The organism is Nitrospinota bacterium (genome assembly GCA_027619975.1).
Taxonomy (GTDB): domain Bacteria; phylum Nitrospinota; class Nitrospinia; order Nitrospinales; family VA-1; genus JADFGI01.
Map to the genome: position 1 here is coordinate 1 of JAQCGX010000008.1, position 23455 is coordinate 23455.

Below are 23455 nucleotides of genomic sequence, written 5' to 3' on the forward strand. Positions count from 1 at the left end.
AAAGACTGATATCTTTGTGCGGGTAGTCTCCCTCATGGATGGCTCGGCCGATGGCTTCCCCCATTCCGGTCTTAGGATCATCGGCATAGGACTGGTTGATGATATCGTTTAATTTCCCCGTCTCCTGCCACAACCCGAATTCTCCGTTTTTAATATAGCGGGCGACACTTTCTGTCGTGGCCCCGATCAGGGAGAGTTCATAATCGTGGATGATCCCTGCACCGTTCATGGCCAGGCCTCCGATATACCCCCGTCTCATTAAGTCAATCAGGTAGTGTTGCACACCGGAACGGATCACGTGACCTCCCATCATCAGGATGATGGAACGCTTATGTTTCCTGGCTTGGACGATGTCCTCGGCGACCGGGCGAAATTGTTTTTTTAAATCCGGGGAAGCACTTTCTTCCAAAGAGCGGATCGTTTGAAGGTCCAGGTCGTGGTCTCGTTTTTCGAGAGACTGAATTTTCAGGGAATTGCGGTCGAATAGTGGAACCATCGTCATGTGCCCAAGGGGGGAGCCAGAAGAAACTGAAGTGGATATTCCGAGATAAAAAGCGGCCAGGTTAATGCAATATTTTGAAAATTCTATGGATTGTTCAGCCAATAGTCAAGAATATATTCGGCGAGTCCTTTTCGGAGTTGGGGTAAGGAATGATTATTTTTTCTCCAATTTCAAAAATTAAAATACTTCAGGATAATTGATTTTTTCCTTCTGATGATCGACCCTCCATGGAATGGAGATCCGCAGTAGAATCTCAAGCTTAAAAATGTTACATACTACATGAAGTATAGAATGTTAGGATTTAATCAATGTGAAAGTCATTATGATTAAATCATTTTAAAACCTTACTTCCCAGTTTTTTGGGATCAAAAATAATTGCGAAATGGATACGCATTTGTCAAAGATTTTGGAACAATCAGGAGGGTTGAACGATTACTACCACTCCTATGTCGATTATTTGCATAAATTGTTGGATCGGTTAGACGGCAAGTCTGTCGAAAAAGTGGTAGAGGTGTTTTTGCAAGCCAGGAAAAATGGAAAGACCATTTATTTTGTCGGCAACGGCGGCAGTGCCGCAACGGCATCTCACTTTTCCCAGGACCTTGCCGAAGTTGGCAATAAAGCCAATTGTGAAGGGTTCCGAACCCTGAGTCTGACTGACAATACGTCCTTTATTACAGCTGCGGGAAATGACTGTGGTTATGAATCGATTTTTACCAAACAGATGAAATTTCTTTTTGGTGAAGGAGATGTGCTGGTGGGGATCTCTGCCAGCGGGAATAGTCAAAACGTGGTCAACGCGGTGAAACTGGCAAAAGAACGGGGAGGGGTTGCCGTGGCCCTGGTGGGCTTCGATGGAGGCGAACTGGGGAAATTTGCTGATCACGTTGTTCATTTACAAACACCTAAAGGGGAATATGGACCTGTCGAAGACGCCCACATGATTTTGGACCATATCATTACGTCCTACCTGATGTGCAAATTGAAATCTGAAGAGAGTTCGGGTTCATGGAGGTTCTAAGTAGGAGTAAAAGCAGGTTACTCTTTTGAATGGAGTACATCATTGAACAACAGCCCCAATCCAAAAATCACCATTGTTCTCACCACCTATCGCCGGCCTCATTTATTGAAGCGCGCCATTAAGAGTGTTCTCAATCAGACCTACCCTCATTTTAAGATCCGGGTTTACGATGACGCTTCTGGAGACGAAACAGAAAAGGTTGTCTCGGAATTTGCTAAGACCGATTCACGGATCCATTTCCACTCTCATGAAAAAAACATGGGCTGGTTCCTTGATAATGTGAATTTTGGTATAGCCCGTGTGGATACGCCACTGTGGACTGTATTGTCCGATGACAATCTTTTTCTTCCAAACTTTCTCGAGACAGCCGTTCAAGACCTTGAGAAAAATCCTCAAGCCCTATTTTGTGCCCAGCAGGTAATTTTTATGACTGACGAGGGGAAAATTCATACGGTGAGTCCATCTAACGCTTGGCGTTCTGGATTTTATACCACCGAGGAGGGGTTACCGGCATGTATAAAAGACCCATCGATCTTTGGAGGCGCAATATATCGGAGCAAGGCAATCGCAGAGGTGGGGTTGCTTGATCGGGAAACAGCCGAGGTCTCGGACTGGGATTATACCTTCCGGGCAGTTTCCCGGTTCCCGTTTGTCATCAATCTTAACCCGGGTGTTATCTTTCGCTTCGATACCACCAGCTTTTCAGGTCAAAGCCAAAGCCGCTACACCTGGCTCCCCTGGCACAAGATGTTGAAAAATCTGACCAGCTACAAAGGGCTTGACCCCACTGTTATTCAATCCGCTGAGAGACTACTTAAAAAACGTTTGCGGGGAATGCTGGTCCAGCAAGGAAAAATTTCAGCAAGGGCGGGCAATTTCAAAGACGCCGCTTTGGCCGCCAAGACATTGAAAGAATTTTTCCACTGTTACCGAGATTCTCTGTATATAACGTTTTTGAATAGCTTGTGCAGAAGCATTCCCACCTTCCGAAATGCTCTTCTATTATCGAATGCAAAAAAGTCGGAAAGAAAACGGGAAATGAGTACCCGCAACTATTCCAGTTATATAAAATACGAACAATATCTATAATGTAACTCGCTTTTGTATAAAAGCTTCCCTCTTTAAAAAGGGGCCAGAGCACCGGTGGCGGCTGAATATGAGTGACTAGCAGAAGACAGGTGTAGATCCTCGATGAAAATAAGTTTTACAATTTCGAGTGAGACCCGTCGCAGAAAGGCGACTTGCTGGTATGGCCGCAGTCGCAGATGGCTACCCGTTTGGCTTCTTGCATCACATGTTCCTTGGGGGATTTCCCCGTTCCCTTGGTTTCATGCGAGCCATCACAATAGGGTTTATTTGCGGACTCACCGCAGGTGCAGTAATACTTTATTCCTTCAGTTTCTTCGACATAATTGGGAAAATTCTCGTAAGCCATGTGGATTCCTTATTTATTAAGGGTGGTTGAATGAATCGTAGTCAAAAAATTGCAGATATGTCTTCGGTTGTCAATATAAAAAGATTCTGAAAAAGTTAATTGCTATTCTATATCCAGCCCCGAACGCAAGCCCAGTATGCGTTAAGAACCGGGCTCAATAAATATTTCATCAGTGGATCATTCATTCCGGCCACCGCCAGCTGGCCCCGGTAAAGCCTGATGATTTCCCTGTCAGGAACCCTCCGGAGGGTTTGTATTATTTTTCTTTTTTTGAGGATGCGGGGCAGAAGCGCTATCAATTCAAAATAGCTTTTTAGTTTCAAATGCAACCACCCGTGCAGGATCGCATGGACCCATTGGGCGGATTCTATAATCAACAGGGCGGGAAGGATCAGGACGAGTGTCTTCCACTCAAGGTTTTTTATCAGAATGTGCAGCCGGTTTTTTTCTGAGTAATAAAATTTTCGGATGCCTTTATTAAACTTGTAATGGTGGTAAAGAACCGCTTCAGGTGTGGCCATGATTTTCCAACCCGCCAGCCGTATGCGCCAGGATAAATCGTGATCTTCGTGGTAAAGAAAAAGATCTTCATCGAACCCGCCGACGGTTTCGTATACCTTGCGAGGAAACATGAAGATGCCGCCACAGGCGGTTTCGGTCCGGTTCAATTCTTGATCATCAATTTGGTCTATTTTGTCGGGGCAGGCGATTCCGGTGAAGTGAATCCCGACGCCGAAGGAATTGAAGGTGTTGCGTTTTTCGTAATAAAGGATTTTGGGAACGGCGGCTCCGATTTCGTCATTCGATTCTAGAAGCTCAACCAGTTTGCCGATGCTCGCAGATTCGAGGACCAGGTCGTTATTCAGGAAAATGAGATATTCCCCTGAAGCTTCTTCCAGGCCGCGGTTGACCGCCGTGCCAAAGCCGAGATTCCTGCCATTCTCCAACAGGCGGATCGATGATGAAAACCGTTCCCGCAAAAAGTCAATGGACCCGTCGGTCGATCCGTTGTCGCTGACGATGATTTCCAGATCGGAATAATCCTGATCCAACAGCGATTGGATGCAGTCCGCCGTTTCATTTTTTCCATTCCAGTTCACGATGATGGCGGAAACTTTTTTCATGTCAGTTCAAAGGGAGTTCTTGGTAAAAAAGTTTTAATGGGACTTAAATAAATTGATCAAGCGCTGGCAGTTTTCTTCCCAGTCGAGTTCCCTGATTTTTTTTTCGCCGTTTTCAGAAAGCCGTGTCATTAATTGTTTATCGTCAATGACGGCGGTCAAATTGTCAGCCAGCGCCTCAATGTCTTTGGGGGGAGATACGAGGGCGGTTTCTCCGTGGATCGCATAATCTCTGCAACCTCCGGTATCTGTTGTTACTAAGGCGCAGCGGCAAGCCATGGCTTCCATCGGCGGCATTCCAAGGCCCTCATGCCAGCTTGGGCAAAGATAGATGTCGCAGGATGAAAGGATGCGAGCCACTTGATCTCTCGTTGGGCGGTAATGGTATTCAAACTCGAACCCTGTTTCCCGAAACAGTTCCTGAGGGTCTTTCACTTTTTCGCCAAAAACCACCAGGTCGAGCTTCCGGTTCTGCGACCGGACTTGTTTGATGGCGGCGATTCCTTCCTTGTATCCTTTCCAGTCATAGTCGTGGTGCATCAGGCAGACTCTGGGAGGCGTGTTCCAAACTTTTTCTTTGCAGAAGAAAAGATTCCTGTCAACGGGGGTGACCAAAACTTCAGCTTCCTGTTGAAAGTTGTCCGCTAAAATTTGTTTTAACCAATTTGAAATGACGATCTTTTGAAAAGGCAGACGATATGTTTGTTCGGCGCGTTTTTTATCCCGCATCCACAGGCTTTCATAATGCTGTATAAAGTAAATTTTTTTACCCGTTTCTCTGGGGAGCTTGGCGGCAAACTCCGCCGTCTGCCATGCGCTGGCGATCAGGACGTCAGCAGGGGGGATAAACCCGGCGTTGTTGCTGGGAAGGGTGGTGATCGGCACTTGATTGTCGAACCAGTCGATAGATTTCGGATTCAAAATAGTTGGTTGTTGCCCCAGCGACTTTAATTTTTTGCCGAAGCGGTACCATTTGTGGGATTCAGCGGGAATAATAATATGCACTTCGTGGCCCATCGCGTAAATTCGATTGGCATACTCCAGCAGGGCCTTGACGCCGCCGCTGAGCCGGACGTGAGGGAGCAGGAAAGTTATTTTCATGATTGCGGAGCCGGATTCATTTAAATGTTGGAGCAGGTGTAATTAGCAGGTTGCTGAAAAAGAGAAAAATCCGTCAGCGAGTTAAGCTTTACAGGTTTTTGCTTTTAAGTGGCACAGCCTTTCCAGGCTGTGCGCACAGGCTGGAAAGGCGGAATTAAATTCCGCACTTCCGCATAAACTTTAAGGATAGGTCGCCTGTTCTACTGGTTTTCTTAAATTAACAGTAAACTTGAAATTAACATTTTAGGGTCCCAAAAATAGTTTTTCAGCAACCTGTTAGAAGTCCGCTGTGTCAGGTGACCTGATCGCCTTTGGCTCACTCCAGTATTTTCTGGTAAAACGTGTCCGGGTCGGCAGGGTCGAACGTTTCATCGGTGTAGACGATGAGCACCATGTCATTGCGACCATTATTTTTGATGGCGTGGACGATGCCGGGGGTGATCTTGACCGTTTTTAACGTATTTTCTCCCATGAGGATTTGTTCCTCTTCGCCGGTTGCCAGATCCTTGAGCAGGAGCAGTCCCGTGCCGCTGGGAACGGAAAACCATTCGGTTTTTCGCTGGTGATAATGGTTGCCGCGGACTTTTCCGGGATAGGCCACGGAAACGTGGATTTGCCCGAAGGGTTTGCTCTCCCCGTGCAATTCATCGCCCAGCACTTCGATCAGCCAGCCTCTTTCGTCGGATTTCTTGTCCAGATCCTGAACCTGGATGCCTTTCATGAGTTCCGTCCTTCCCTGAAGCCGCGCAGGGTATCTTTGATTCCCGCCGCTAAAGAAGTTGTGGGTTTCCATTGGTAGTTTTTTTGAAAACTGGAAGAGTCACAGCCATAGGAATATCCGCCCTCAGTTTTCTGATATTCGACGTTCACGTTTTCTCCGGCGCGTTTGATATTGCCAATCACCTGTCGCAATGAAGATACCCTGCCGGAACTGATATTGTAAACCGCTCTTTTTTTAAATTGTTTCCCGGTGCCTGCCAGTATCATCGCCTGGACCACATCATCGATGAAAATGAAGTCCCGACCTTGCCTGCCATCACCATCGATGATCAGGGGCAGACCCCTCACTGTGCGGTCGCAGAAGGTGGCAATGACCGAGTTGTAATTCGGGCGGCAACCCGGACCATAGACGTTGGAAAGTCTTAGAATGAGGTGATCCAAACCCGATAACCGGATTAAATCCTCCGCCGTTTTTTTACTGACACCATACAGGGATTCCGGTTCCGTCGCACGCGATTCCTTGATCAGGTCATTTTCTTTTCCCTGTTGATACACCTGCGAGGAGGAGGCGAAAACGATTCGCGTTTGCGGGGAGCCATGAGTTTTGATGGCCAGCAAAAGATGCAGTGTCCCCAGAATATTTCCTTGCAGAATGTCCTCATCCGATCCGCGGTTGACCCCGGCCAGATGATAAATTACATCTTTATCGGCAACGAAATTTTTTAGATCTTTTAGGGTAGGTGGAGAGTTTTTCCGCGTTCTGACAAGGGCAGATACGTGGATACCGGGGAGAGCTTGCAATGCGTTCGTCAAATGGCCGCCGATGAAGCCGGAGGCGCCGGTTACGCCAATACGCATATTTCCTGAAGCTGTTTTTTCAATTTTTCGATGCCGGATTTTAGGTCGACTTTAGGTTCCCAGCCCAGCATCGACCGGGCCTTGGAATAATCGCACAGCAGTTTGGGAATTTCGGATTGCGGGTGACGGTGTTCTACCAATTTGATTTTATTTTCGTCCGGGCAGATCATGCGGGCCAGGTCGAGAATGGAAATGTCGGTTCCCGAACCGGCGTTGATCACCTGCCCCAGCGCCTGTTCACAGCGCGAGGCGGCATAAACAAAATCCACGCAGTCCTCCACGTAGAGCAGGTCCCGGGTTTGCGTGCCATCGCCAAAAATTTCGAGGCCCTCTCCATTCAATACCTGCCGGACGAAAATAGAGACCACGCCGCCTTCCAGATTGTATTTCTGATAGGGGCCATAGGTGTTGAAGGGACGGCAGGTTACAACCGGCAGTCCGTAGCTGTAATAATAGGACTGCGCCAGAATCTCCGCCGACAGCTTGGACGCGGCGTAGGGAGAAGTCGGTTTGAGGGGATGGTCTTCGTTGATCGGTTTGTGGCTTCCCGCCATGTCGTAAACCATGCAGGTTCCCATGAGCATGACCTTGGACCCTAACGCGCGGCATTCTTCCAGCAGGTTGTAGGTACCCTTGATGTTTATCTCGTACGCCTTGCTCGGGATTTCCAGGCTTTCGTGAACGTTGATCTGCGCGGCCAGATGGTAGACGATGTCGGGTTTGAATTGAAAGATCGAGTGCAGCGCTTTCTGGTTGAGCACATCCTCGTAAACGATGCCTTTCAGCAACGGATGATTATGAAATTCCGCGAGATTGCTTTCCAGTCCGTTTTCAAGGTTATCGAGAACCCAGACCTCGAAATTTTCTTCCAGCAGTTTTTTGACCAGCCATCTGCCGATGAACCCGGCACCGCCTGTAACCAGAGCTTTCATATCAATTGCCTGTACCACCTGATGGTGCGTTCGAGGCCGTCTTGCAGACTGACCTTCGGTTCCCATCCGGTTTTTTGGTGAATGATGGAATAATCGGCCTCCAGAGACATCAAATCCGCTGAGCGGCCCGGTTGATTGTCGATGATTGAACTGGACCCGGTGAGTTCTTTGATCATGTGAGCCAGATTCTTGATCGAGGTTTGTTTGTTGGTGCCGATGTTGAATACATCGCCGGAAAACCGTTTGTCCTTGGTGATGACCAGCGAATAGGCACGCACCGCATCCTCGACGTATTGGAAATCGCGCGTCTGCTCGCCGCTGTCGTGGATGATGATGGGCCGGTTGTTCAGGGCGTCGCGAATAAATTTGGAGATGACCCCGGAATGATCGGAGATGTCCTGATTTTCGCCAAAGGTATTGAAATTGCGAATCACGACAACAGGGTATTTATACCACTCGTGCATGGCCTTGCAATGTTTTTCCGCCGCCAGCTTGGTGACCGCGTAAATACTGCGCGGCAACATGGGGTGGTTGATGTCCATCGGCGTGTAGATGGGGTTGCCGTACACTTCAGGGGAGGACGCGTAAATAATCAGGGGCCAGCTCTTGGTGCGGACGAGGGTCTGCATCAGGCGGAAGGTTCCCCACTCGTTGTTTTTGAAGTATTCGTTGGCCTGCTCCATCGACTCGGGGATCGAGATATGCGCCGCCAGGTGCACGATCACATCCAGATCCATCTCGTCCAGTTCCTCGATGGTCAGATCGTAAAATTTCTTGCGGATGAGGGTGAACTTTTTATCAAACCCTTCCGACTTGATGAACGGATCTTCCTGGAAAAACTGGCGCGAAAAATCGTCCACTCCAATGATGCTGGAGATATCTGGACGGCGGACCAGAGCGTCTACCAGATGGATGCCGTACAATCCAGCGGCACCTGTGATCAAGACTCTCATAGCTCATGCACCTTTAGTGTGGGTTCATTTGCAAACACGGGAAAGCTCTGTTACTTTTTTCATTACTTATCTTAATTATTGACGGCATTCTTGGTGATTAGCTTGAGCTATCTTATGCATCGGACGGATAAAAAATCAAAATTAATAATAATCCTGCTGGTTTTATTGGCTTTCAGCCGCTGGACCGAAGCCCACGCAGAGGAACCGCCGCAATTTCGCAAGGTTTTGCCCGGTTATGAGTATCAATTTCCGCGCGACTATTTTTCTCACGACGATTTCCGCATCGAATGGTGGTATTACACCGGCAACCTTGAATCTGCCGAGGGCCAGCGCTTTGGCTACCAGGTCACTTTTTTCCGAGTCGGTCTCGAGGGGACGAAAAAAATCGTCAACCCTTCCGAATGGAAAGTGGATCAGGTCTATTTCGCGCACATGACAGTCTCCGACATCGATGGCAGGAAATTTCATTTCTATGAGCGCATAAATCGCAAGGGGATGAATAACGCCGGAGCCAAATCAGATCGGTTTCTGGTGTGGAACGAAGACTGGGTGCTCACGGAGCGCAATGAGGCGCATCGCTTGCAAGCCATCGAAGCCGGGACGGGGGTGGATTTAAAACTGATGCCTGGCAAGCCGATGGTTTTTCACGGGGAGGGCGGCATCAGCAGAAAGGGTGAGCGGGCCGGAAACGCCTCGCATTATTTTTCTTATCCGCGCATGCAGACGACTGGAAAAATCTTCATCGCAGGCAAAGAGGTTCAGGTCACTGGAACCAGCTGGATGGATCGGGAATTCTCCAGCGACCCGCTGAACCCGAAACTGGTGGGCTGGGACTGGTTTTCACTGAAACTCGATAACGACACCGAGATCATGCTGTATCAATTGCGCCAGAAGGACGGCGGGGTCGATCCATTTTCCAGCGGGACGCTGATTGCAGCCGATGGCGTTTCCCGTCATCTGCAAAAAGATAAATTCTCGGTCGAAGTCACGGGAGACTGGACCAGTAAAAAAACGCAAACCACTTATCCTGCAGGTTGGATCATCACACTTGCCGATTCTAAAACGCGACTCACCGTCCAACCGGATTTAGCCGATCAAGAGCTTACCAATTTGCGTTCCATTTCAGGGTCGTACTGGGAAGGCAGTGTTTCCATCGAAGGCACGCTTGAGGGCCAGCCGGTCAAGGGCAAAGGCTACGTCGAGCTGGTGGGCTACGAAACACCGCTCAAACAGGAATTGCCAGAGTGATCACAAACCGCTTGGACCTCCCCTGACCCCTCCTTCGCAAGGAGGGGAATTTATAACTCCTTCCCTCCAGAGGGTAGAGGAGGGGGGGCTGGGCAAGGACGGGTTAGCGAATGTGGCTCAACTGGGAACCATTGAATAGGAATCGGTTTTTCTGAATCTTGACCTAAAAGATAGGATTCGGAAACAGGATTTCCATGATAGAAATGTGATTTAAACCCGAAAATATTTCTTGTTTTTTTCTTGCCAAGGAATAACATTGCATAGTGGATAGCGTCCACTCGTTTTCGTTTGGATTCTTTTTTGAGTTTTTATGTTTCCAACTTCTAAAATAGTTTTTCACGCCAAGTTAAGAAGAGGCTTTTCTTCTTCTCACCTGCATCTCAACAGGCATGTGCTCCGCATGTCAGTTACCGACAAATTAGAGCAATCCTATTTTTCCAAAGGGTTCATGTAATTTAATTCGCACCCGTTTTTTCTCTGGTCAATTTCTTTTACGAAGAAATTAGTGTGTTCTGGTGTCTTCAAAGGTACTCGGGATTTGTTAGGTAAGGATATTGAGCCGCTCTGAAAGGAGGAAAAGCAAGACTGCCTGATTGGTGCATCCAGGCAGGGGGATTTCTCTGAGTTCAACGTATTCTAATATCATCAAAAAATTTTAAAGGAATCATGAAATTATGAAAAAGTCGGTTTCTGTTTTAACAACTTTCTTGTTGGCTTTCTCGCTTTATATTATTTCCCCCGTCAATCTGGTATTGGCAGACAAGGGCCAGGAAGACCCGAATTTTGAATTGATTCAGGATGACCAGATCCCAAGTGATGCTGAGGCTTCCGAACTCTATAAGGATGAGACTCCAGAGTAAGCCGAGGAAAGATTAAGGCAGGAAGAAGAAGATCGCATGAACCCCCTTTCTTTGCAGGGAGGCGATAATGATAAGGATGAGGATAAGGATGAAGGTAGTAAGAGTATGAATTGACCGTTTAAATCCATTAATTAATGGCTGAGAGCCAGGGGGAGTCACCGCCCCTGGTTTTCTTTTAATTAAGCAATTTGTTCGGGAATGATAAGGCTGAGACAAGTGATAGCGCCATCGGCTTTCTCAAACTCGCTCATTTCCAGTTCCAGAGTTTTAAATCCGTGACTGCGGATTTGGTTCGCAACTTTAGGATATCCGGCAGGCATGAGCACGAATTCTCCCAGCCGCAGGCAATTGGTCGCGTAGCGTTCTTTTTCCTCCACCTCGATCCAGTCGAAACTTTTGAACGGGGACGCATCGACACTGGCAGGGTCGATGACCAGAAGGTTTCCGCCCAAAAAACTCACCGCACTTTTCAAATGCAATCCGCGTTTGACAGCGACCGGCAGGCAGAGTTTTCCGCATAAAGCGGCAAGAGCTGCGACGGCTTCTTTGTTGGTTCTGCTGGACTGCCCGACGAACACTGTGTCGGGGGTTACAAGAACATCGCCGCCATCTACGGTGGCAGGTGGCGCAAGATGCTGGATCGTCCGGTAATTTCTAAGCACTTCGGCAACGGAGGGTGTTTCTCCGCGCCGGGTTTCTGCTTGCATCGAACAGATGATCGCTTGGCGCTCGAAGATAACGGCAGTGTCTTCAACGAAAGGGCTGTCCGGGAAATCGGCCAGGGGTTCGAGAGCTACGACCTGCACTCCCGCCTGCTTTAAAGCTTCTGTATAGCTGAGATGTTGTTCGCAGGCGAGTTGAGTGTCGATCTGGTGTTTTTTTGGGTGGCGGGACAGGGCATGGGTGAAATCGGGGCCGGGTTTTCTAACGAGAGCCGTGACTAAAGACATAGAGAGAACTTAGAATTCAGTGACTAGCATTGTTCGCATCCTTTTTTTGGCTCCTGAATTCTACACTCTATGTTTTCATTTTCAATCAATGGTTTTAGTGCCCATGAGCCGGGAAAAATACAGCATGGGGACGCTTTTTTTCGCATTTCTAAGAATTTTCATCGTGGCTTTATCGGGTTTGAGACTGTGGTTGATTTTTTCAGGGCGGGCAATGTAAAGAAAACCGTTCACCATGGCAAAATCGTGTTTGTTGAAGCGCATGACTTTGCGTTGGTATTCCTGAGGCGCCTGATGAATTTCATCCAACCGTGGAAGATACTTGTCATCCATTTCGTACATGATCCCGATAGCCATTCCCGCATTGTCCGGGGTAGGCTCTATATTGGATAAACCCAATCCTTCAGGAGCGTTTTCATCACTGGGGATTTTATTAAACACGACCCTCTGCCCTGAAAGGGTGACGGATAACTTGTCAACATAGTCCAATCCCTGCTTCCTGAAGTAATCTTCGTTCATCAATTCCGCGTAAGCGAAAAAATTTATTATATCTGTCATTTAGTGCTCCATCCCGTGATCTTCTTCATTAGCGTTATTTTCGAGCCCTGCGTCAAACTTTAACCCTGGGTATTATAGTTGATGATATAGAATGCCCTATGTTATAATTCACCTCGTTTCCCACTTCAATATTTCAGTTGGATCCGATTCAGAATTGTATAGCAATTGCTGGAAGAATTGTCTTTGAAAGTTGTATTTCCCTATTTCAGCCTTAAATTTGCTGACTTTGGTCAGCAACGGGTTGAAAGCGGTCTGATTTTTTTTAAATAAATGGAGGAGATTTATATGTCATCCGGAAAAGTCGTGGCCGTATCTGACGCTGAATTTGAAACGTCAGTGATTCAGAATGGCAAACCCGTCATTGTGGATTTCTGGGCCGAATGGTGCCAGCCTTGCAAAATGCTCGCTCCCACGGTGGAAGAAATTGCCAATGAGTATGAAGATCAGATTCTGGTGACTAAATTAAACGTCGATGACAACCCTGCCACGGCCACCAAATACGGAATTCGCGGTATTCCTACGTTGTTGTTTTTTAAAGACGGTCAGGTAGCTCAGCAAATTGTAGGCGTTAAGACCAAAGCAGAGATCAAAAAAATCATCGAAGAAAACCTGTTGTCCTGAACTTCCTGCTCAATCTTAAAGGCTCGTACGGATGGTTCTCTCCGGCGGGCCTGGTGTTTCCTTCCTGAAGCCCCGGTTTTCTGGAAAATCTATGCCGATTCGTAAACCGGACGCAGACCCAGGCTTTCTATCATCTCAATATCTTTTTTGGGGTCCTGGCCCTTGGTGGTGAGATAGTTTCCTCCCAGAATTCCGTTGGCGCCCGCCGCAAAAAGTGTTTCCTGTCGATCGGTGAATATTTCTTCGCGTCCGCCGCAGACAAACAAATCCATTTTAGGAAGGATCAGCCTCAAGAGAGCGATGGTTGCGAGTGCTTCGTAATGGTCCATGACCTGTAAATGGTCCAGCCCGGTTCCCTCGATCGGCTTGAGAAAGTTGATCGGAAACGATTGTGTACCCAGCGCTTTGATATCGAAAGCAAGCTCGACTCGTTGGGCGTGGGTTTCCCCCATTCCAAAAATACCGCCAACACAAACTTGCAATCCCGCTTCCTTGGCGTTTTCTACGGCGCGGATTTCATCTTCATAGCTATGCGTGGTGACGATTTTATCGAAATGGCTGGCGGCGGTTTCCAGGTTGTGATGACAACGGTCCAGCCCGGCGGCCTTCAATTCCTTTAAATGCTCGAGACCCATCAGCCCGATGGAACAGCAGGTTTCCAGGTTGGTCTCGGCTTTGATCCGCTTGACGGCTTCGATGATTTTATCGAGTTCCTGCCGGTCATCCATTGCGGTGCCTGACGTGACAATGGAAAACTCGTTGGAACCGAACGCCTCTGCTTCCTTTGCGGCGGCGACGATTTCATCGACGCTCATCAATTCATACTCAGGGGAATCGGTTTCAAAACTACTGGATTGTGCGCAAAAGGAGCAATCTTCCACACATTTTCCTGATTTGGCATTGACGATGGAGCAGATTTTTACATCCTGACCCTTAAAGGCTTCGCGGATTTTGTTGGTACCTTCAAACAGGGTATCCAGTTCTTCGTGAGTCAAGGTTCCCATTTCCAAGGCATCGGCACGGGAGATGCCCTCCCCACTCAGGGCGTTGTCGATCAGTCGGTCGATAAAGTCTATTCTCATGGTTGCAAATCATCCATGTTGCTTTGAGTTGTTTGGTCCCAAAGGTTTGGGAAATTTAGAGATGGAGAATATTACCACAACTTCTGTTTCCACCAGTGGATTTTATACCCCGCAACGCGGGGAGGAAACGTGGGGCTGACGTTTGCTTCGCTCACGAGCCCCGAAGACAATGCCAGGATGAAAATTCAGCACTATTCAATATTGGGTCCAGCGTCACGCTGGCCACAACTTCTATTCGTAAGCTAACAGTTTGATCAATTCCGTGACCGATGTGACGGGAGCCAGACAGGTTCCCTGTCGGCAGACATAGGCTGTGGCCTTGCCGTCCACCAGCTTGCGCCCTGCAAGCAGAGGAATATTTACAGCCGTTTTGTCGACATCATCTGCATAAGAAAAGGCGAACACCGCGTTGGGAAAAAATCCGCCACGAATAACTTTCAGCATCTCCTCGGTGGACGGATGGTTGCGGGGGCCGACGATGGCGACTTCTTTCAACCCTCCCAAATAGAGGTGCAAGGCCTGCATCATGAAAGCCGAGTTCAAGCCGTATTCCATGACATCCTCATGAAAGGACGTGAATATTTTTTCGGCGTTGGCGGCAAGCGTTGGGTCGGCCAATAAAGCGGATAATTTCAAAAAGGCCAGTGCGGCGTTGCTGTTGCCGGAAGGCTCGACCCCGTCATAACCGGAGATTTGCCGGACGATCAGATTTTCTGCATCGCTCGCGGTTTCGTAATACGCGCCTTCCGAGGCAAATTTTTCCTCCACCTGTTGCATCAGGTCGCGGGCATGGCGGATGTAGTCGCCGTTATAAGTGGCCTCATAAAGGTCGAGACAGGCGACGGCGATCGAGGTGTAGTCGAACAGATAACCGTCGTACCGTCCTTCGCCATCCCGGTAGCGGCGCAACAACTTACCATCCGGTTGCCGTAATTCGGTGAGGATGAAGCGCATGGCTTTTTCCGCTTTTTCGATGCGCGAAGCATCGTCCAGAATGCGTCCGGTTTTGGCCATCGCCGAGATCATCAGTCCATTCCAGGAAGTGAGGACTTTGTCATCCAGCAGGGGGCGGATGCGTTTGCCGCGAACCCCTAGCAACTGTTCGCGCGCCTTATCCAGTTCCTCCCGGACAGTCGATTCTTCGATGCGTAGTTCCTTGGCCAGTTCGGGGATGGTTTGTTTAACATTGAGGATATTCTTGCCTTCGAAGTTGCCTCTGGCGGTCACGTCATAGTAGGGGGTGGCGATGCTGGCGGTTTTACGGCCCAGAAGTTTTTCGACTTCCTCCAGGCTCCAGACGTAAAATTTTCCCTCCACCCCTTCGCTGTCTGCATCTTCGGCGCTGAAGAAAGCGCCCTCGGCAGACGTCATGTCGCGGTCGATGTATTGCAGGACATCGTTGGCGTAATCTGCGAAATCCTGTTTTCCGGTCACCTGATAGGTTTCGATCAACGCGTTGACAAACAGGGCGTTGTCGTAGAGCATTTTTTCAAAATGCGGCACCAGCCATTTGTAGTCGGTACTGTAGCGGGACAGGCCACCGCCGATCTGGTCGTAGATGCCGCCGTTTTTCATGGCCCGCAAAGTGTTTTCTGTCATCGTCAGGCTGTGTGCCTCGCCGGTTCGGTGATAATGACGCAACAGCAGGGAGAGCCCCATCGACGCTGGGAACTTGTTTTGTTGTTGAAAAGCAAAGCCGTGGTTCAGCGTATCGTAATGGCGACCAAAGAGTTCCGCCGCTTTGTCCTCGCCGTCGAAATCCAGCGTATCGAGCGATCCCGTTTTGGTTTCCTTGGCGGAGGAATTGCGAATGGCCTGAATCAAGGCCGCGCCCTGCTTTTCCACCTTTTCATATTCGTTTTGCCAGGTATTGGTGAGAAAACGCAGGACATCCTCGAAAGAGGGCAGGTTGAATTTGCCCTCCGGCGGGAAATAGGTGCCTCCGTAAAAAGGAATGCCGTCCGGCGTGACAAATACGTTCAGCGGCCAGCCGCCCTGTTGCCCCAGGTTTTGCACCGCCTGCATGTAAATGCTGTCGATGTCCGGGCGTTCTTCGCGATCCACCTTGATGCTGATGAAATGGCTGTTCAGTACCTGGGCCAGGTCCGGGTCTTCAAACGATTCCCGTTCCATGACGTGGCACCAGTGGCAGGTGGCGTAGCCGATTGAGACCAGCACCGGGATATTTTTTTCCCTGGCGATTTTAAAAGGCTCTTCCCCCCAGGCGTACCAGTTCACCGGGTTGTGCGCGTGCTGGAGGAGGTAGGGACTCTTTTCGTGTACGAGTTGATTGGTGTAAGTAGGCTCGTTCATTAGGAATTATTTTAAGGTTGCAAAGCGGTCGAAAAAATCGGGGAATGATTTTTCCACGCATTTTGGGTTTTTGATTTTGACGCCGGGAATTTTCAAACCGGCAACGGCAAAGCTCATGGCCATGCGGTGATCTTCGTAAGTTTCGATCTCCGCTCCGAAATATTTTTCACTGGGCCGGATGGCTAGAAAATCATTGCCGCTCGTTACCGAGGCGCCTAACCGGGAAAGTTCCGTTTCCAGAGCCTGAATGCGGTCGGTTTCCTTGATTTTCAGATTGGCAATTCCGTTGATGACCGTTTCCCCCTCGGCAAACAGAGCGGTCACCGCCAGAGTCTGCACCGCATCCGGCATGCTGTTCATATTGATGGTGATTGCCTTTAAAGGGTTTCCTTTTAAACGGATATTTTTTGTGGATTTCTCGACATTACACCCCATTTGTTGCAGGACATCGAGGAACCCGGCGTCGCCCTGAATGCTGTCCGGGTTCAGCCCTGTGAGGGTGACCTCGCCTCCCGTAACCGCCGCCGCCGCAAGGAAATACGAGGCACTCGACCAGTCGGCCTCGACCTGATAATCCTGCGCCCGATAACACTGACCGGACGTGACATGAAAGCGTTGGTAGTTCTCATTTTCTACATGAACGCCGAAGGACCTCATGATGTCGAGAGTGATGTCGGCGTAAGATTTGGACGTGAGATCTCCGAGGATCTCGATGGTGGTGTCATTCTTGAAATAAGGGGCGGAAAGCAGGATCGAGGTCAGGTATTGACTGCTCTTGTCCCCCGCCAGTTGAATTTCTCCCCCCGGCACATTGCCACCGTGGATTTCAAGGGGGGGACATAGATTGCCTTTTACCGACACCGCCCGAATCTTCATTTGCTCCAGACAGGAAAGCAGATCACCGATGGGCCGTTGTTGCATGCGCTTATCGCCCGTCAGATGCACAGTTCCCTGGGCCAGAGTGGAAAAAGTCGTCAGAAAGCGCATGGTGGTTCCGGCATTGCCGACAAAAATTTCTTTCTTGGGAGACCTGATTTTTCCGCCGGTGCCGGAGATGATAAAAGCGTTCTCTTCTTTTTGCACCGGAATGCCGAACTCAATCAGAGCCTGGCTCATATAATGCGTGTCGTCGCTGAACAGGGGGTGCTCCAGCCGGCTTTTGCCATCTGCCAAAGCGGCGATCAAGAGAGCCCGGTTGGTGTAACTTTTGGATGCGGGAATTTCAACGGTGACAGAAATTCGGCCTACAGGTCGGATTTCGATAGTGGAATCGTCCATTATGCGTTTAGTTATAATAGGTTAATTGTTAGGTAAACGGGATAATATAACACATGAGGCAAGGGAGACTTTAATAATATCCAGAAGTTTTATATACTGATTGACTATTCTGAAAGAACGTTTTTTAAGGAGGTAGGTCATATGGCCGATCAATGGATGATTCGTGGTTCTCAATTTGCGAACTGCAACTGCGACTTTGGATGCCCCTGCCAGTTTTATTCGAAAACGACCCATGGGTTTTGCGAGGCCAGCAACAGTGTGATGATTGAAGAAGGGTATTTTAATGATATTTCTTTGGACGGGCTGTGTTTTGTACTGCTGGTAAAATGGCCGGGCGAGGTCTCTGAAGGCAACGGACGCCAACAGGTAATTATTGACGAACGCGCTAACCCCGAACAACGCGAAGCCATTCGAAAAATTGCTCATGGCGAATCGACCAAACCTGGGTCCACGCATTTTTTTATTTTCAACAGCACCATGTCCGAAGTGCATGAAACGCTCTACGCGCCCATAGAAATGAGTATCGATGTCGATGCGCGTCGCGCCCATACAAAAATCGAAGGCCTGGTTGAATCAAAAGGATCGCCGTTAATAAACCGCTTTAATGGTGAGGAAATGAAAAAAGGAATTCACCTGCCCCGGGGTTTTGAATACACCTATGCGGAGGTCGGGTCTGGCAGTTCCAAAGTAACCTCTCAGATTGAACTGGACCTGAATGAAAGTCACGGCCATTTCAACATTCTGCATATGAATCAGGATGGTGTGATCCATCGCCAATTAACCGGCACATGATCTGATGCCACCTGCCCGGCAATTGCCGCGACGTGATTTCTGGGCCATCGTCCTTTCCCTTGGCGGTGTCACCCTGCTCGCCTGGCTCTACTTGTTGTCCCTTAACGCAAACATGTCCCTATCTATGGATGGTGGCATGGCCGCCATGCAAATGCAGGCCTGGGACTTGCGTTATTTCCTGATGATGTTCCTGATGTGGGCCATCATGATGATCGGCATGATGTTGCCTTCCGTCACTCCCACGGTTTTGATCTATGCATCAGTAGCTCGGAAAGCAGCTACGCAGGGAACGCCCGTGGCTCCCACTGGCGCATTTGTATCAGGATATGTCGCCATGTGGGTTATCTTCAGCCTGTTTGCGGTCTTCGCGCAATGGGGGTTGGAGAAAGCCGTGCTGTTATCCCCCATGATGGTTTCCAATAGCGTGGGTTTAGGCGCCGGGCTCTTGATCGCCGCAGGTATTTATCAATGGCTTCCCATTAAAGATAAATGCCTCACCCAATGCCGTTCTCCCGTGGACTTTATTTGCAACCATTGGCGCGACGGAACCACAGGGGCCTTTCGAATGGGGCTTTCCCATGGCGCGTATTGTCTCGGCTGCTGTTGGGTGTTGATGGGCTTGCTGTTCGTTGGTGGCGTGATGAACCTTTTGTGGATTGCTGGCATAACAGTATTCGTTCTGCTGGAAAAAATTCTGCCTTTGGGCGGAAGGGGTGGGCGCATTTCGGGGCTTCTGATGATCCTCACTGGTGCTGCTCTCGCGTTTATGGGCGGGTGAAGCCCGGTATTTTCCCATATTGCCACAACTCTTGTTTCCGTTCTTATATTTTGATACGATGCCTCCTTGCCGATATTTTTATATGTTGATGAATTAAAAGGCCCAGCGGAGAAGGGATCATGAGTGATAAAAAAGGCTCTTTGTGGTACCGGTTGTGGGATCACAGGACCGAAAAGGACAAAAAATGGATCAAGTCGTTCATTCCGGTGGTCATGTACACCCTTGCTTTTATGTATGGGGTGATCTATTTGTCCATTCTCAACACGGTGAACCGGTACAATCCGGGGCCGGCGGTCAAGTCCTGGTTCGGCGGCGACTCGAATGAGGTCATTGAAGCCAAGAACAAGCTAAAGGCCGACATCGAGGAAAGTTACAAGGGCTTGCGCAAACGGGTTGCCGGAGGTAGATAACCCCGCTACCCGGGGAGCGGGCCACGCCCGCAGGAAAAGTTACCGCGCGATGGGTTTTCGAGCGGGCGGTGCGTTATCTTTGAATATGAATTTTTACCGGGAGGCACTCCCTGAAAAAACTGATCTATATTTTTAACATGTTCTACCTGTTCTCGCTTTCGTTGTGGGTGGCGGGAATGTTTCTTCTGGGCATCCTGGTCGAGATCATGGTTCGCATCACCCTCAAGGATCAACCCCTGATGGGCAGTGCCATCATGAACAAGGTCATGGACGTCTACAACGTCAATATCATTTACACCTGCATCGGGTTGATGCTGACGGCGGAAGTTATCAAATTCCTGGTGCAGAAATACAGCAAGGTCGGGTTGCAGCGTGTTGTGGTCACCAAACGCGCTTATACCAAGGAGGTCGTTTTGGCGATCATGATCGTTCTGGCGATTTATATGGGCAGTTTTCTCAGGCCGGAAATGCACAGGGTGGATCAGCTTAAAAAGGCCAATCCAACGGATGTGAAACTGCAGATCCAATTCGACCGGTTCCATTCAAAGTTCACGTGGATATATTCCGTTAATATGATTCTCGGATTGTCCCTGTTTTATATTCATGGCAAAGAGATGGTCCGGTTCAGGGAAGATCCCGAAGACGGGCTGTAGCACTTTGCCGTCAACGCTTGCCGGTACTACGATCGAACCGATTTGATGTCCATTCGTCTCTCGTCTTTTTTTCTCAATCAGATATTTATTATTGCATTGGCGCTCCACGCCGGTCAGGCGGCTTTTGCTGCGCCATCGACCGATGTTTCCCGTTCGGATGATTATTCCCTTATGGTCAGAGTCGAGGCGGGGGGATTCAAGAGAGGTTCCCTGTTTGATGAGACCAAAGAGTACCTCGAATTGTGCCGGAAATGGGATAATGCCTGTGAACTGTGGTGGTTTGAGGATGAATTTCCGCAAAAGCAAATCACTCTGGACAGTTACTGGATCGATATGTATGAGGTGACCAATACTCAATATCTGGAGTTTGTCAAAGCCACGGGGCACCGGCCTGCTTTGGACGATTCCTGTCTGACGGAAAAGTGTCGGGAGGGTAATTTGTGGGAAGGAAATTCTTTTCCGCCGAGCATCCGCAACCAGCCGGTGGTGCAGGTCAGCTGGTACGATGCCGACACGTATTGCCGCTGGAGGAACAAACGCCTGCCATCGGAAGCGGAGTGGGAAAAAGCCGCCCGTGGATCCATAGGCAATATATACCCTTGGGGGTCAGCGTCTCCAAAAGGCCGAGCCACTTTTCAGAGAAAATGGCAGGGTGTGTTTACCATGACCGATGTGGGAAGCTATCCGCAAGGAGCCTCCATTTACGGGGTGTTTGATATGGCCGGCAATGTCTGGGAGTGGGTGGACGACTGGTACCATTTTAAATATTACAGTCTGGGTCGCAAAAAAAATCCGCATGGCCCAGCCACTGGAGAGTTTAAAGGGGTCCGGGGCGGGGCCTGGGTCAATTACCCCAACGCTTTGCGTAGTGCCTTTCGCCGATGGAGCCGACCTGAGGTCCGCTTCAATGATACAGGATTCCGATGCGCCAAGGATGCCGTAGATGAAACCGAAAAGAACTGACGAACTGACTGACCGCGAGAAAGAGATTCTCGCGCCTTACGTTTCCGATGTGGACGCCAAGGTCTTTGCGCTCAAAAACCTCAACCCTGAGGTGATCGGCGCCGCTCTGGCACGCTACAGCCGCGCTCCTACAGGATTAAAGGAAACCATTGCGCGCGAGTTTCTCAATGCCGACGGCTCTCCCAATGAAGTCAAAGGCAGTGAACTGATCGACCGGGTGGTGAATAAATTCGGCGATGATTCCGTTGCCGAGCTGGCAGTTGCGCCGCTCTGCCTGGAAGACGTTTCCAACCTGATGACCAAGATCATCGAAGACCGTCGTATCGGCGGTTCCCCCATTGAGGAATCGACGCGCTACGTTTTATACGATCAGAAAAAAAACGGCGAATGGCGTTATGTGCGCCCACAAAGCATCCTTGAATCCGGCCTTGGAAATAAATTCGTGGAGACGATGGAGTTTCTTTTTGAAACTTACGCCAGTCTTGTGGAACCCATGCAGGAACTTTTCCGTAAGCGTCTTACCGAGAATAAGTTTCAAATTGAAGTGGAGCGGGCGGGAGTCATAAAAAAAGCCGGTTGGGACGAACTGGAGAATGACGGTGAGCGCAAGGCGCACCGCATTGCCTACGGGTTCACCATCCGCAGCGCCGCCTGTGACGTGATCCGATGTATCCTTCCGGCTTGCACCCAGGCCAATATGGGCCTGGTCGGCAACGGCCGGTTTTATTCCGGCCTGATTTCCAAATTGCTCACCCAGGGGCTTGGGGAAGGTCACGCTCTGGCGGCGTCCATCCAGGAGGCGCTCAATACTCAGATTCCGACGTTTATTAAGCGGGCGGCCAAAAATACGTATCAGGCGGACAACCACCGCAACATGAGACGGCTTTGCGGCCTGTTGTTTGCAGGGATTCCGATCGAGAAAAGCGCGGAAGTGGTTTTACTGGAGGACCGCCCGGAAGAGCCATCAATCCATCTTCTTACCAGCATGATTTTCCCACACGTTCAGCACTCGACCGAACAGATACGCCAGATCGTAAAAACTTTTAGCGAGGACCAGCGCAAGGAAATTGTCGCCACTTATTTTGGGGAACGGAAATCGAAACGCGACCGGCCGGGCCGAGCTCTGGAGAGCGGGTATCCCATCAACTTCGATATCGTTGCAGGGTTTGCAGAATACCGTGACCTTCAGCGCCATCGAATGCTGACCCAGCAAAGGCAGGACCTTGGCGTTTTGCTGGGATATTCTATTCCAGAGGAAATCATAGAAATCGGCAGAGAGAAAATCGTTCAGGAATGTTTTGAGCGGAGCGAAACTCTGCACGGTGATCTCAAGCGCGCTGGCATGGAAGAGGAAGCCCAATATGTCACCCTGTTCAATCACTTCATCCGCTGGAATGTGGGAATGAACTTAAGAGAGCTGGGCCACCTCACGGAACTGCGTACCCAAAAAGCCGGGCACCCTAAATACCGGCGCATCGTTCAGGTGATGGCAAAACAGTTTTTAAAACGGTCGCCGGAAATGGAACCTGTGTTGAAGTTTGTGGATTATAACGATTACGACCAGAGCATCGCGCGGGCGGATCAGGAAGCGCGGACGGCCAGAAAAAGTCTGGCCGCAGGCGTGTTTGATGACATGGATTGATCCATCAACTTTCTAGCGGGGATGGAAGAGGTAAGAGAGGATAATGGGTTCTGATTGGGGGGAGTTAGGGGTGAACCCCCGGCCCACCAGGACCGGGAGTTCGGTGAAGAAAGCGATTGAAATGAGTATAGTTCGGTATTCCTGATAAATAAACAAAAAATTCGTAATTACGATAAATTTATTCTAATTTATGGGCATCTCTAAAAATTAGTTTTCACAGAAAATAGACTCGTGTGCAAAATTTACTTAAATCAGTGGCACGGGCTTTCCAGCCCGTGCGGACAGGCAGGAAAGCCTGTCCTACTAAAACAAAAGACGCTTCTTTGAATTGGCGATTCGGCGTCGTTGTCAATTTTTAGAGATGCCCTTATTAGTATTTATTTCTGTACTCGGATTATTTTCCTCTTTTTTCATCCTTCATCGGTTTTTTTCTCTATATTTGCGCCTCAATTAAAGTGTTTTGTTGTGGGCGAGAGTGACGGTTTCCTCACGACTCTTTGACTGAACTGACACCTTCCCATATAAAAAAGGAAATTGTCCTTTTGCGCAGGTGTCCCTAACCTAAGGATCATTTAACTTCCCTGGCAAGAAGGTTTCAGGGAAATCGTAATTGAGAGTGGATAACTCCCCCAGATTCAGTTTGAAATTGTTGCTGGAAACGCAAATA

The 23455-nt window shown here is 49.2% G+C and carries 24 protein-coding genes; 11 read left to right on the forward strand and 13 right to left on the reverse strand.

Translation table 11 applies throughout. From position 1 onward, the window contains the following. On the reverse strand, nucleotides 1-496 hold a 496-nt coding region (locus O3C58_04065), incomplete at its 3' end, for a hypothetical protein (protein MDA0691037.1). 400 nt (nucleotides 497-896) lie between these two features. Between O3C58_04065 and O3C58_04070 the strand changes: the two genes are divergently transcribed. Beyond that, complete coding sequence (locus tag O3C58_04070; protein MDA0691038.1) at nucleotides 897-1523, forward strand: SIS domain-containing protein; 627 nt, start codon at nucleotides 897-899, stop codon at nucleotides 1521-1523. A 42-nt stretch (nucleotides 1524-1565) separates the two neighbouring features. Continuing rightward, the gene (locus O3C58_04075; GenBank protein MDA0691039.1) at nucleotides 1566-2612 is read left to right on the forward strand and encodes a glycosyltransferase family 2 protein; all 1047 of its coding nucleotides are present in this window, start codon (nucleotides 1566-1568) and stop codon (nucleotides 2610-2612) included. A 115-nt stretch (nucleotides 2613-2727) separates the two neighbouring features. Here O3C58_04075 and O3C58_04080 read toward each other — a convergent pair whose 3' ends face one another. The 7 genes from O3C58_04080 to O3C58_04110 all read right to left on the reverse strand — a co-directional run bounded on the left by O3C58_04080 (nucleotide 2728) and on the right by O3C58_04110 (nucleotide 8643). Then, the gene (locus O3C58_04080; protein ID MDA0691040.1) at nucleotides 2728-2958 is read right to left on the reverse strand and encodes a CDGSH iron-sulfur domain-containing protein; all 231 of its coding nucleotides are present in this window, start codon (nucleotides 2956-2958) and stop codon (nucleotides 2728-2730) included. Between the two features lie 107 nt (nucleotides 2959-3065). Then, nucleotides 3066-4082, reverse strand: coding sequence for a glycosyltransferase family 2 protein (locus O3C58_04085; protein MDA0691041.1), 1017 nt, complete (start codon nucleotides 4080-4082; stop codon nucleotides 3066-3068). 33 nt (nucleotides 4083-4115) lie between these two features. Further along, nucleotides 4116-5180: a glycosyltransferase family 4 protein gene (locus tag O3C58_04090; protein ID MDA0691042.1), complete on the reverse strand. Its 1065-nt coding sequence runs from the start codon at nucleotides 5178-5180 to the stop codon at nucleotides 4116-4118. 316 nt (nucleotides 5181-5496) lie between these two features. Next, entirely contained in the window at nucleotides 5497-5901 is a 405-nt protein-coding gene (locus O3C58_04095; protein MDA0691043.1) for a WxcM-like domain-containing protein, read from the reverse strand. After that, nucleotides 5898-6758 carry an NAD(P)-dependent oxidoreductase gene (locus O3C58_04100; GenBank protein ID MDA0691044.1) on the reverse strand — a complete coding sequence of 287 codons (861 nt, stop codon included), beginning with the start codon at nucleotides 6756-6758 and terminating at the stop codon, nucleotides 5898-5900. Before O3C58_04100 ends, O3C58_04095 begins: the two co-directional genes overlap by 4 nt. After that, entirely contained in the window at nucleotides 6743-7690 is a 948-nt protein-coding gene (locus O3C58_04105) for a GDP-mannose 4,6-dehydratase (protein ID MDA0691045.1), read from the reverse strand. Before O3C58_04105 ends, O3C58_04100 begins: the two co-directional genes overlap by 16 nt. Beyond that, nucleotides 7687-8643: a GDP-mannose 4,6-dehydratase gene (locus O3C58_04110; protein ID MDA0691046.1), complete on the reverse strand. Its 957-nt coding sequence runs from the start codon at nucleotides 8641-8643 to the stop codon at nucleotides 7687-7689. The genes O3C58_04105 and O3C58_04110 overlap by 4 nt, the downstream gene beginning before the upstream one ends. Nucleotides 8644-8757: 114 nt before the next feature. Here O3C58_04110 and O3C58_04115 point away from each other — a divergent pair, with 114 nt between their 5' ends. Further along, complete coding sequence (locus O3C58_04115; protein MDA0691047.1) at nucleotides 8758-9891, forward strand: carotenoid 1,2-hydratase; 1134 nt, start codon at nucleotides 8758-8760, stop codon at nucleotides 9889-9891. Between the two features lie 674 nt (nucleotides 9892-10565). After that, nucleotides 10566-10751: a hypothetical protein gene (locus O3C58_04120; protein ID MDA0691048.1), complete on the forward strand. Its 186-nt coding sequence runs from the start codon at nucleotides 10566-10568 to the stop codon at nucleotides 10749-10751. Between the two features lie 179 nt (nucleotides 10752-10930). On the opposite strand, the gene O3C58_04125 is transcribed toward O3C58_04120, so the two are convergent. Both O3C58_04125 and O3C58_04130 read right to left on the reverse strand, forming a co-directional pair. Further along, on the reverse strand, nucleotides 10931-11701 hold the full coding sequence (locus tag O3C58_04125) for an arginine deiminase family protein (protein MDA0691049.1): 771 nt from the start codon (nucleotides 11699-11701) through the stop codon (nucleotides 10931-10933). An 81-nt stretch (nucleotides 11702-11782) separates the two neighbouring features. Further along, nucleotides 11783-12256 carry a gamma-glutamylcyclotransferase gene (locus O3C58_04130; protein ID MDA0691050.1) on the reverse strand — a complete coding sequence of 158 codons (474 nt, stop codon included), beginning with the start codon at nucleotides 12254-12256 and terminating at the stop codon, nucleotides 11783-11785. Between the two features lie 285 nt (nucleotides 12257-12541). On the opposite strand from O3C58_04130, the gene trxA reads away from it, so the two are divergent. Then, nucleotides 12542-12877 carry a thioredoxin gene (gene trxA, locus O3C58_04135; protein ID MDA0691051.1) on the forward strand — a complete coding sequence of 112 codons (336 nt, stop codon included), beginning with the start codon at nucleotides 12542-12544 and terminating at the stop codon, nucleotides 12875-12877. 89 nt (nucleotides 12878-12966) lie between these two features. On the opposite strand, the gene bioB is transcribed toward trxA, so the two are convergent. The 3 genes from bioB to aroA all read right to left on the reverse strand — a co-directional run bounded on the left by bioB (nucleotide 12967) and on the right by aroA (nucleotide 17550). Further along, nucleotides 12967-13959, reverse strand: a complete 993-nt coding sequence (gene bioB / locus O3C58_04140) for a biotin synthase BioB (GenBank protein MDA0691052.1) — start codon at nucleotides 13957-13959, stop codon at nucleotides 12967-12969. Nucleotides 13960-14190: 231 nt separating this feature from the next. Beyond that, nucleotides 14191-16272, reverse strand: a complete 2082-nt coding sequence (locus O3C58_04145; GenBank protein MDA0691053.1) for a thioredoxin domain-containing protein — start codon at nucleotides 16270-16272, stop codon at nucleotides 14191-14193. Nucleotides 16273-16278: 6 nt separating this feature from the next. Further along, a complete protein-coding gene (aroA, locus tag O3C58_04150; GenBank protein MDA0691054.1) occupies nucleotides 16279-17550 on the reverse strand; it encodes a 3-phosphoshikimate 1-carboxyvinyltransferase in 1272 nt (423 codons plus the stop codon). Nucleotides 17551-17691: 141 nt separating this feature from the next. Between aroA and O3C58_04155 the strand changes: the two genes are divergently transcribed. The 6 genes from O3C58_04155 to O3C58_04180 all read left to right on the forward strand — a co-directional run bounded on the left by O3C58_04155 (nucleotide 17692) and on the right by O3C58_04180 (nucleotide 22788). After that, nucleotides 17692-18342: a DUF1326 domain-containing protein gene (locus O3C58_04155; GenBank protein MDA0691055.1), complete on the forward strand. Its 651-nt coding sequence runs from the start codon at nucleotides 17692-17694 to the stop codon at nucleotides 18340-18342. 4 nt (nucleotides 18343-18346) lie between these two features. Further along, entirely contained in the window at nucleotides 18347-19120 is a 774-nt protein-coding gene (locus tag O3C58_04160) for a DUF2182 domain-containing protein (protein MDA0691056.1), read from the forward strand. 119 nt (nucleotides 19121-19239) lie between these two features. Further along, complete coding sequence (locus O3C58_04165) at nucleotides 19240-19530, forward strand: hypothetical protein (protein MDA0691057.1); 291 nt, start codon at nucleotides 19240-19242, stop codon at nucleotides 19528-19530. A gap of 137 nt (nucleotides 19531-19667) precedes the next feature. Then, on the forward strand, nucleotides 19668-20183 hold the full coding sequence (locus O3C58_04170) for a hypothetical protein (GenBank protein ID MDA0691058.1): 516 nt from the start codon (nucleotides 19668-19670) through the stop codon (nucleotides 20181-20183). A gap of 45 nt (nucleotides 20184-20228) precedes the next feature. Then, complete coding sequence (locus O3C58_04175; GenBank protein ID MDA0691059.1) at nucleotides 20229-21146, forward strand: SUMF1/EgtB/PvdO family nonheme iron enzyme; 918 nt, start codon at nucleotides 20229-20231, stop codon at nucleotides 21144-21146. After that, a complete protein-coding gene (locus O3C58_04180; protein MDA0691060.1) occupies nucleotides 21127-22788 on the forward strand; it encodes an FAD-dependent thymidylate synthase in 1662 nt (553 codons plus the stop codon). The genes O3C58_04175 and O3C58_04180 overlap by 20 nt, the downstream gene beginning before the upstream one ends. The last annotated feature ends 667 nt before the right edge of the window (nucleotides 22789-23455 follow it).

Coding starts and splice junctions, on each gene's coding strand:
- O3C58_04080 (MDA0691040.1), bottom strand. CDS start 2,958: ATGGCTTACGAGAATTTTCCCAATTATGTCGAAGAAACTGAAGGAATA.
- O3C58_04085 (MDA0691041.1), bottom strand. CDS start 4,082: ATGAAAAAAGTTTCCGCCATCATCGTGAACTGGAATGGAAAAAATGAA.
- O3C58_04090 (MDA0691042.1), bottom strand. CDS start 5,180: ATGAAAATAACTTTCCTGCTCCCTCACGTCCGGCTCAGCGGCGGCGTC.
- O3C58_04095 (MDA0691043.1), bottom strand. CDS start 5,901: ATGAAAGGCATCCAGGTTCAGGATCTGGACAAGAAATCCGACGAAAGA.
- O3C58_04100 (MDA0691044.1), bottom strand. CDS start 6,758: ATGCGTATTGGCGTAACCGGCGCCTCCGGCTTCATCGGCGGCCATTTG.
- O3C58_04105 (MDA0691045.1), bottom strand. CDS start 7,690: ATGAAAGCTCTGGTTACAGGCGGTGCCGGGTTCATCGGCAGATGGCTG.
- O3C58_04110 (MDA0691046.1), bottom strand. CDS start 8,643: ATGAGAGTCTTGATCACAGGTGCCGCTGGATTGTACGGCATCCATCTG.
- O3C58_04115 (MDA0691047.1), top strand. CDS start 8,758: ATGCATCGGACGGATAAAAAATCAAAATTAATAATAATCCTGCTGGTT.
- O3C58_04120 (MDA0691048.1), top strand. CDS start 10,566: ATGAAAAAGTCGGTTTCTGTTTTAACAACTTTCTTGTTGGCTTTCTCG.
- O3C58_04125 (MDA0691049.1), bottom strand. CDS start 11,701: ATGTCTTTAGTCACGGCTCTCGTTAGAAAACCCGGCCCCGATTTCACC.
- O3C58_04130 (MDA0691050.1), bottom strand. CDS start 12,256: ATGACAGATATAATAAATTTTTTCGCTTACGCGGAATTGATGAACGAA.
- trxA (MDA0691051.1), top strand. CDS start 12,542: ATGTCATCCGGAAAAGTCGTGGCCGTATCTGACGCTGAATTTGAAACG.
- bioB (MDA0691052.1), bottom strand. CDS start 13,959: ATGAGAATAGACTTTATCGACCGACTGATCGACAACGCCCTGAGTGGG.
- O3C58_04145 (MDA0691053.1), bottom strand. CDS start 16,272: ATGAACGAGCCTACTTACACCAATCAACTCGTACACGAAAAGAGTCCC.
- aroA (MDA0691054.1), bottom strand. CDS start 17,550: ATGGACGATTCCACTATCGAAATCCGACCTGTAGGCCGAATTTCTGTC.
- O3C58_04155 (MDA0691055.1), top strand. CDS start 17,692: ATGGCCGATCAATGGATGATTCGTGGTTCTCAATTTGCGAACTGCAAC.
- O3C58_04160 (MDA0691056.1), top strand. CDS start 18,347: ATGCCACCTGCCCGGCAATTGCCGCGACGTGATTTCTGGGCCATCGTC.
- O3C58_04165 (MDA0691057.1), top strand. CDS start 19,240: ATGAGTGATAAAAAAGGCTCTTTGTGGTACCGGTTGTGGGATCACAGG.
- O3C58_04170 (MDA0691058.1), top strand. CDS start 19,668: ATGTTCTACCTGTTCTCGCTTTCGTTGTGGGTGGCGGGAATGTTTCTT.
- O3C58_04175 (MDA0691059.1), top strand. CDS start 20,229: ATGTCCATTCGTCTCTCGTCTTTTTTTCTCAATCAGATATTTATTATT.
- O3C58_04180 (MDA0691060.1), top strand. CDS start 21,127: ATGAAACCGAAAAGAACTGACGAACTGACTGACCGCGAGAAAGAGATT.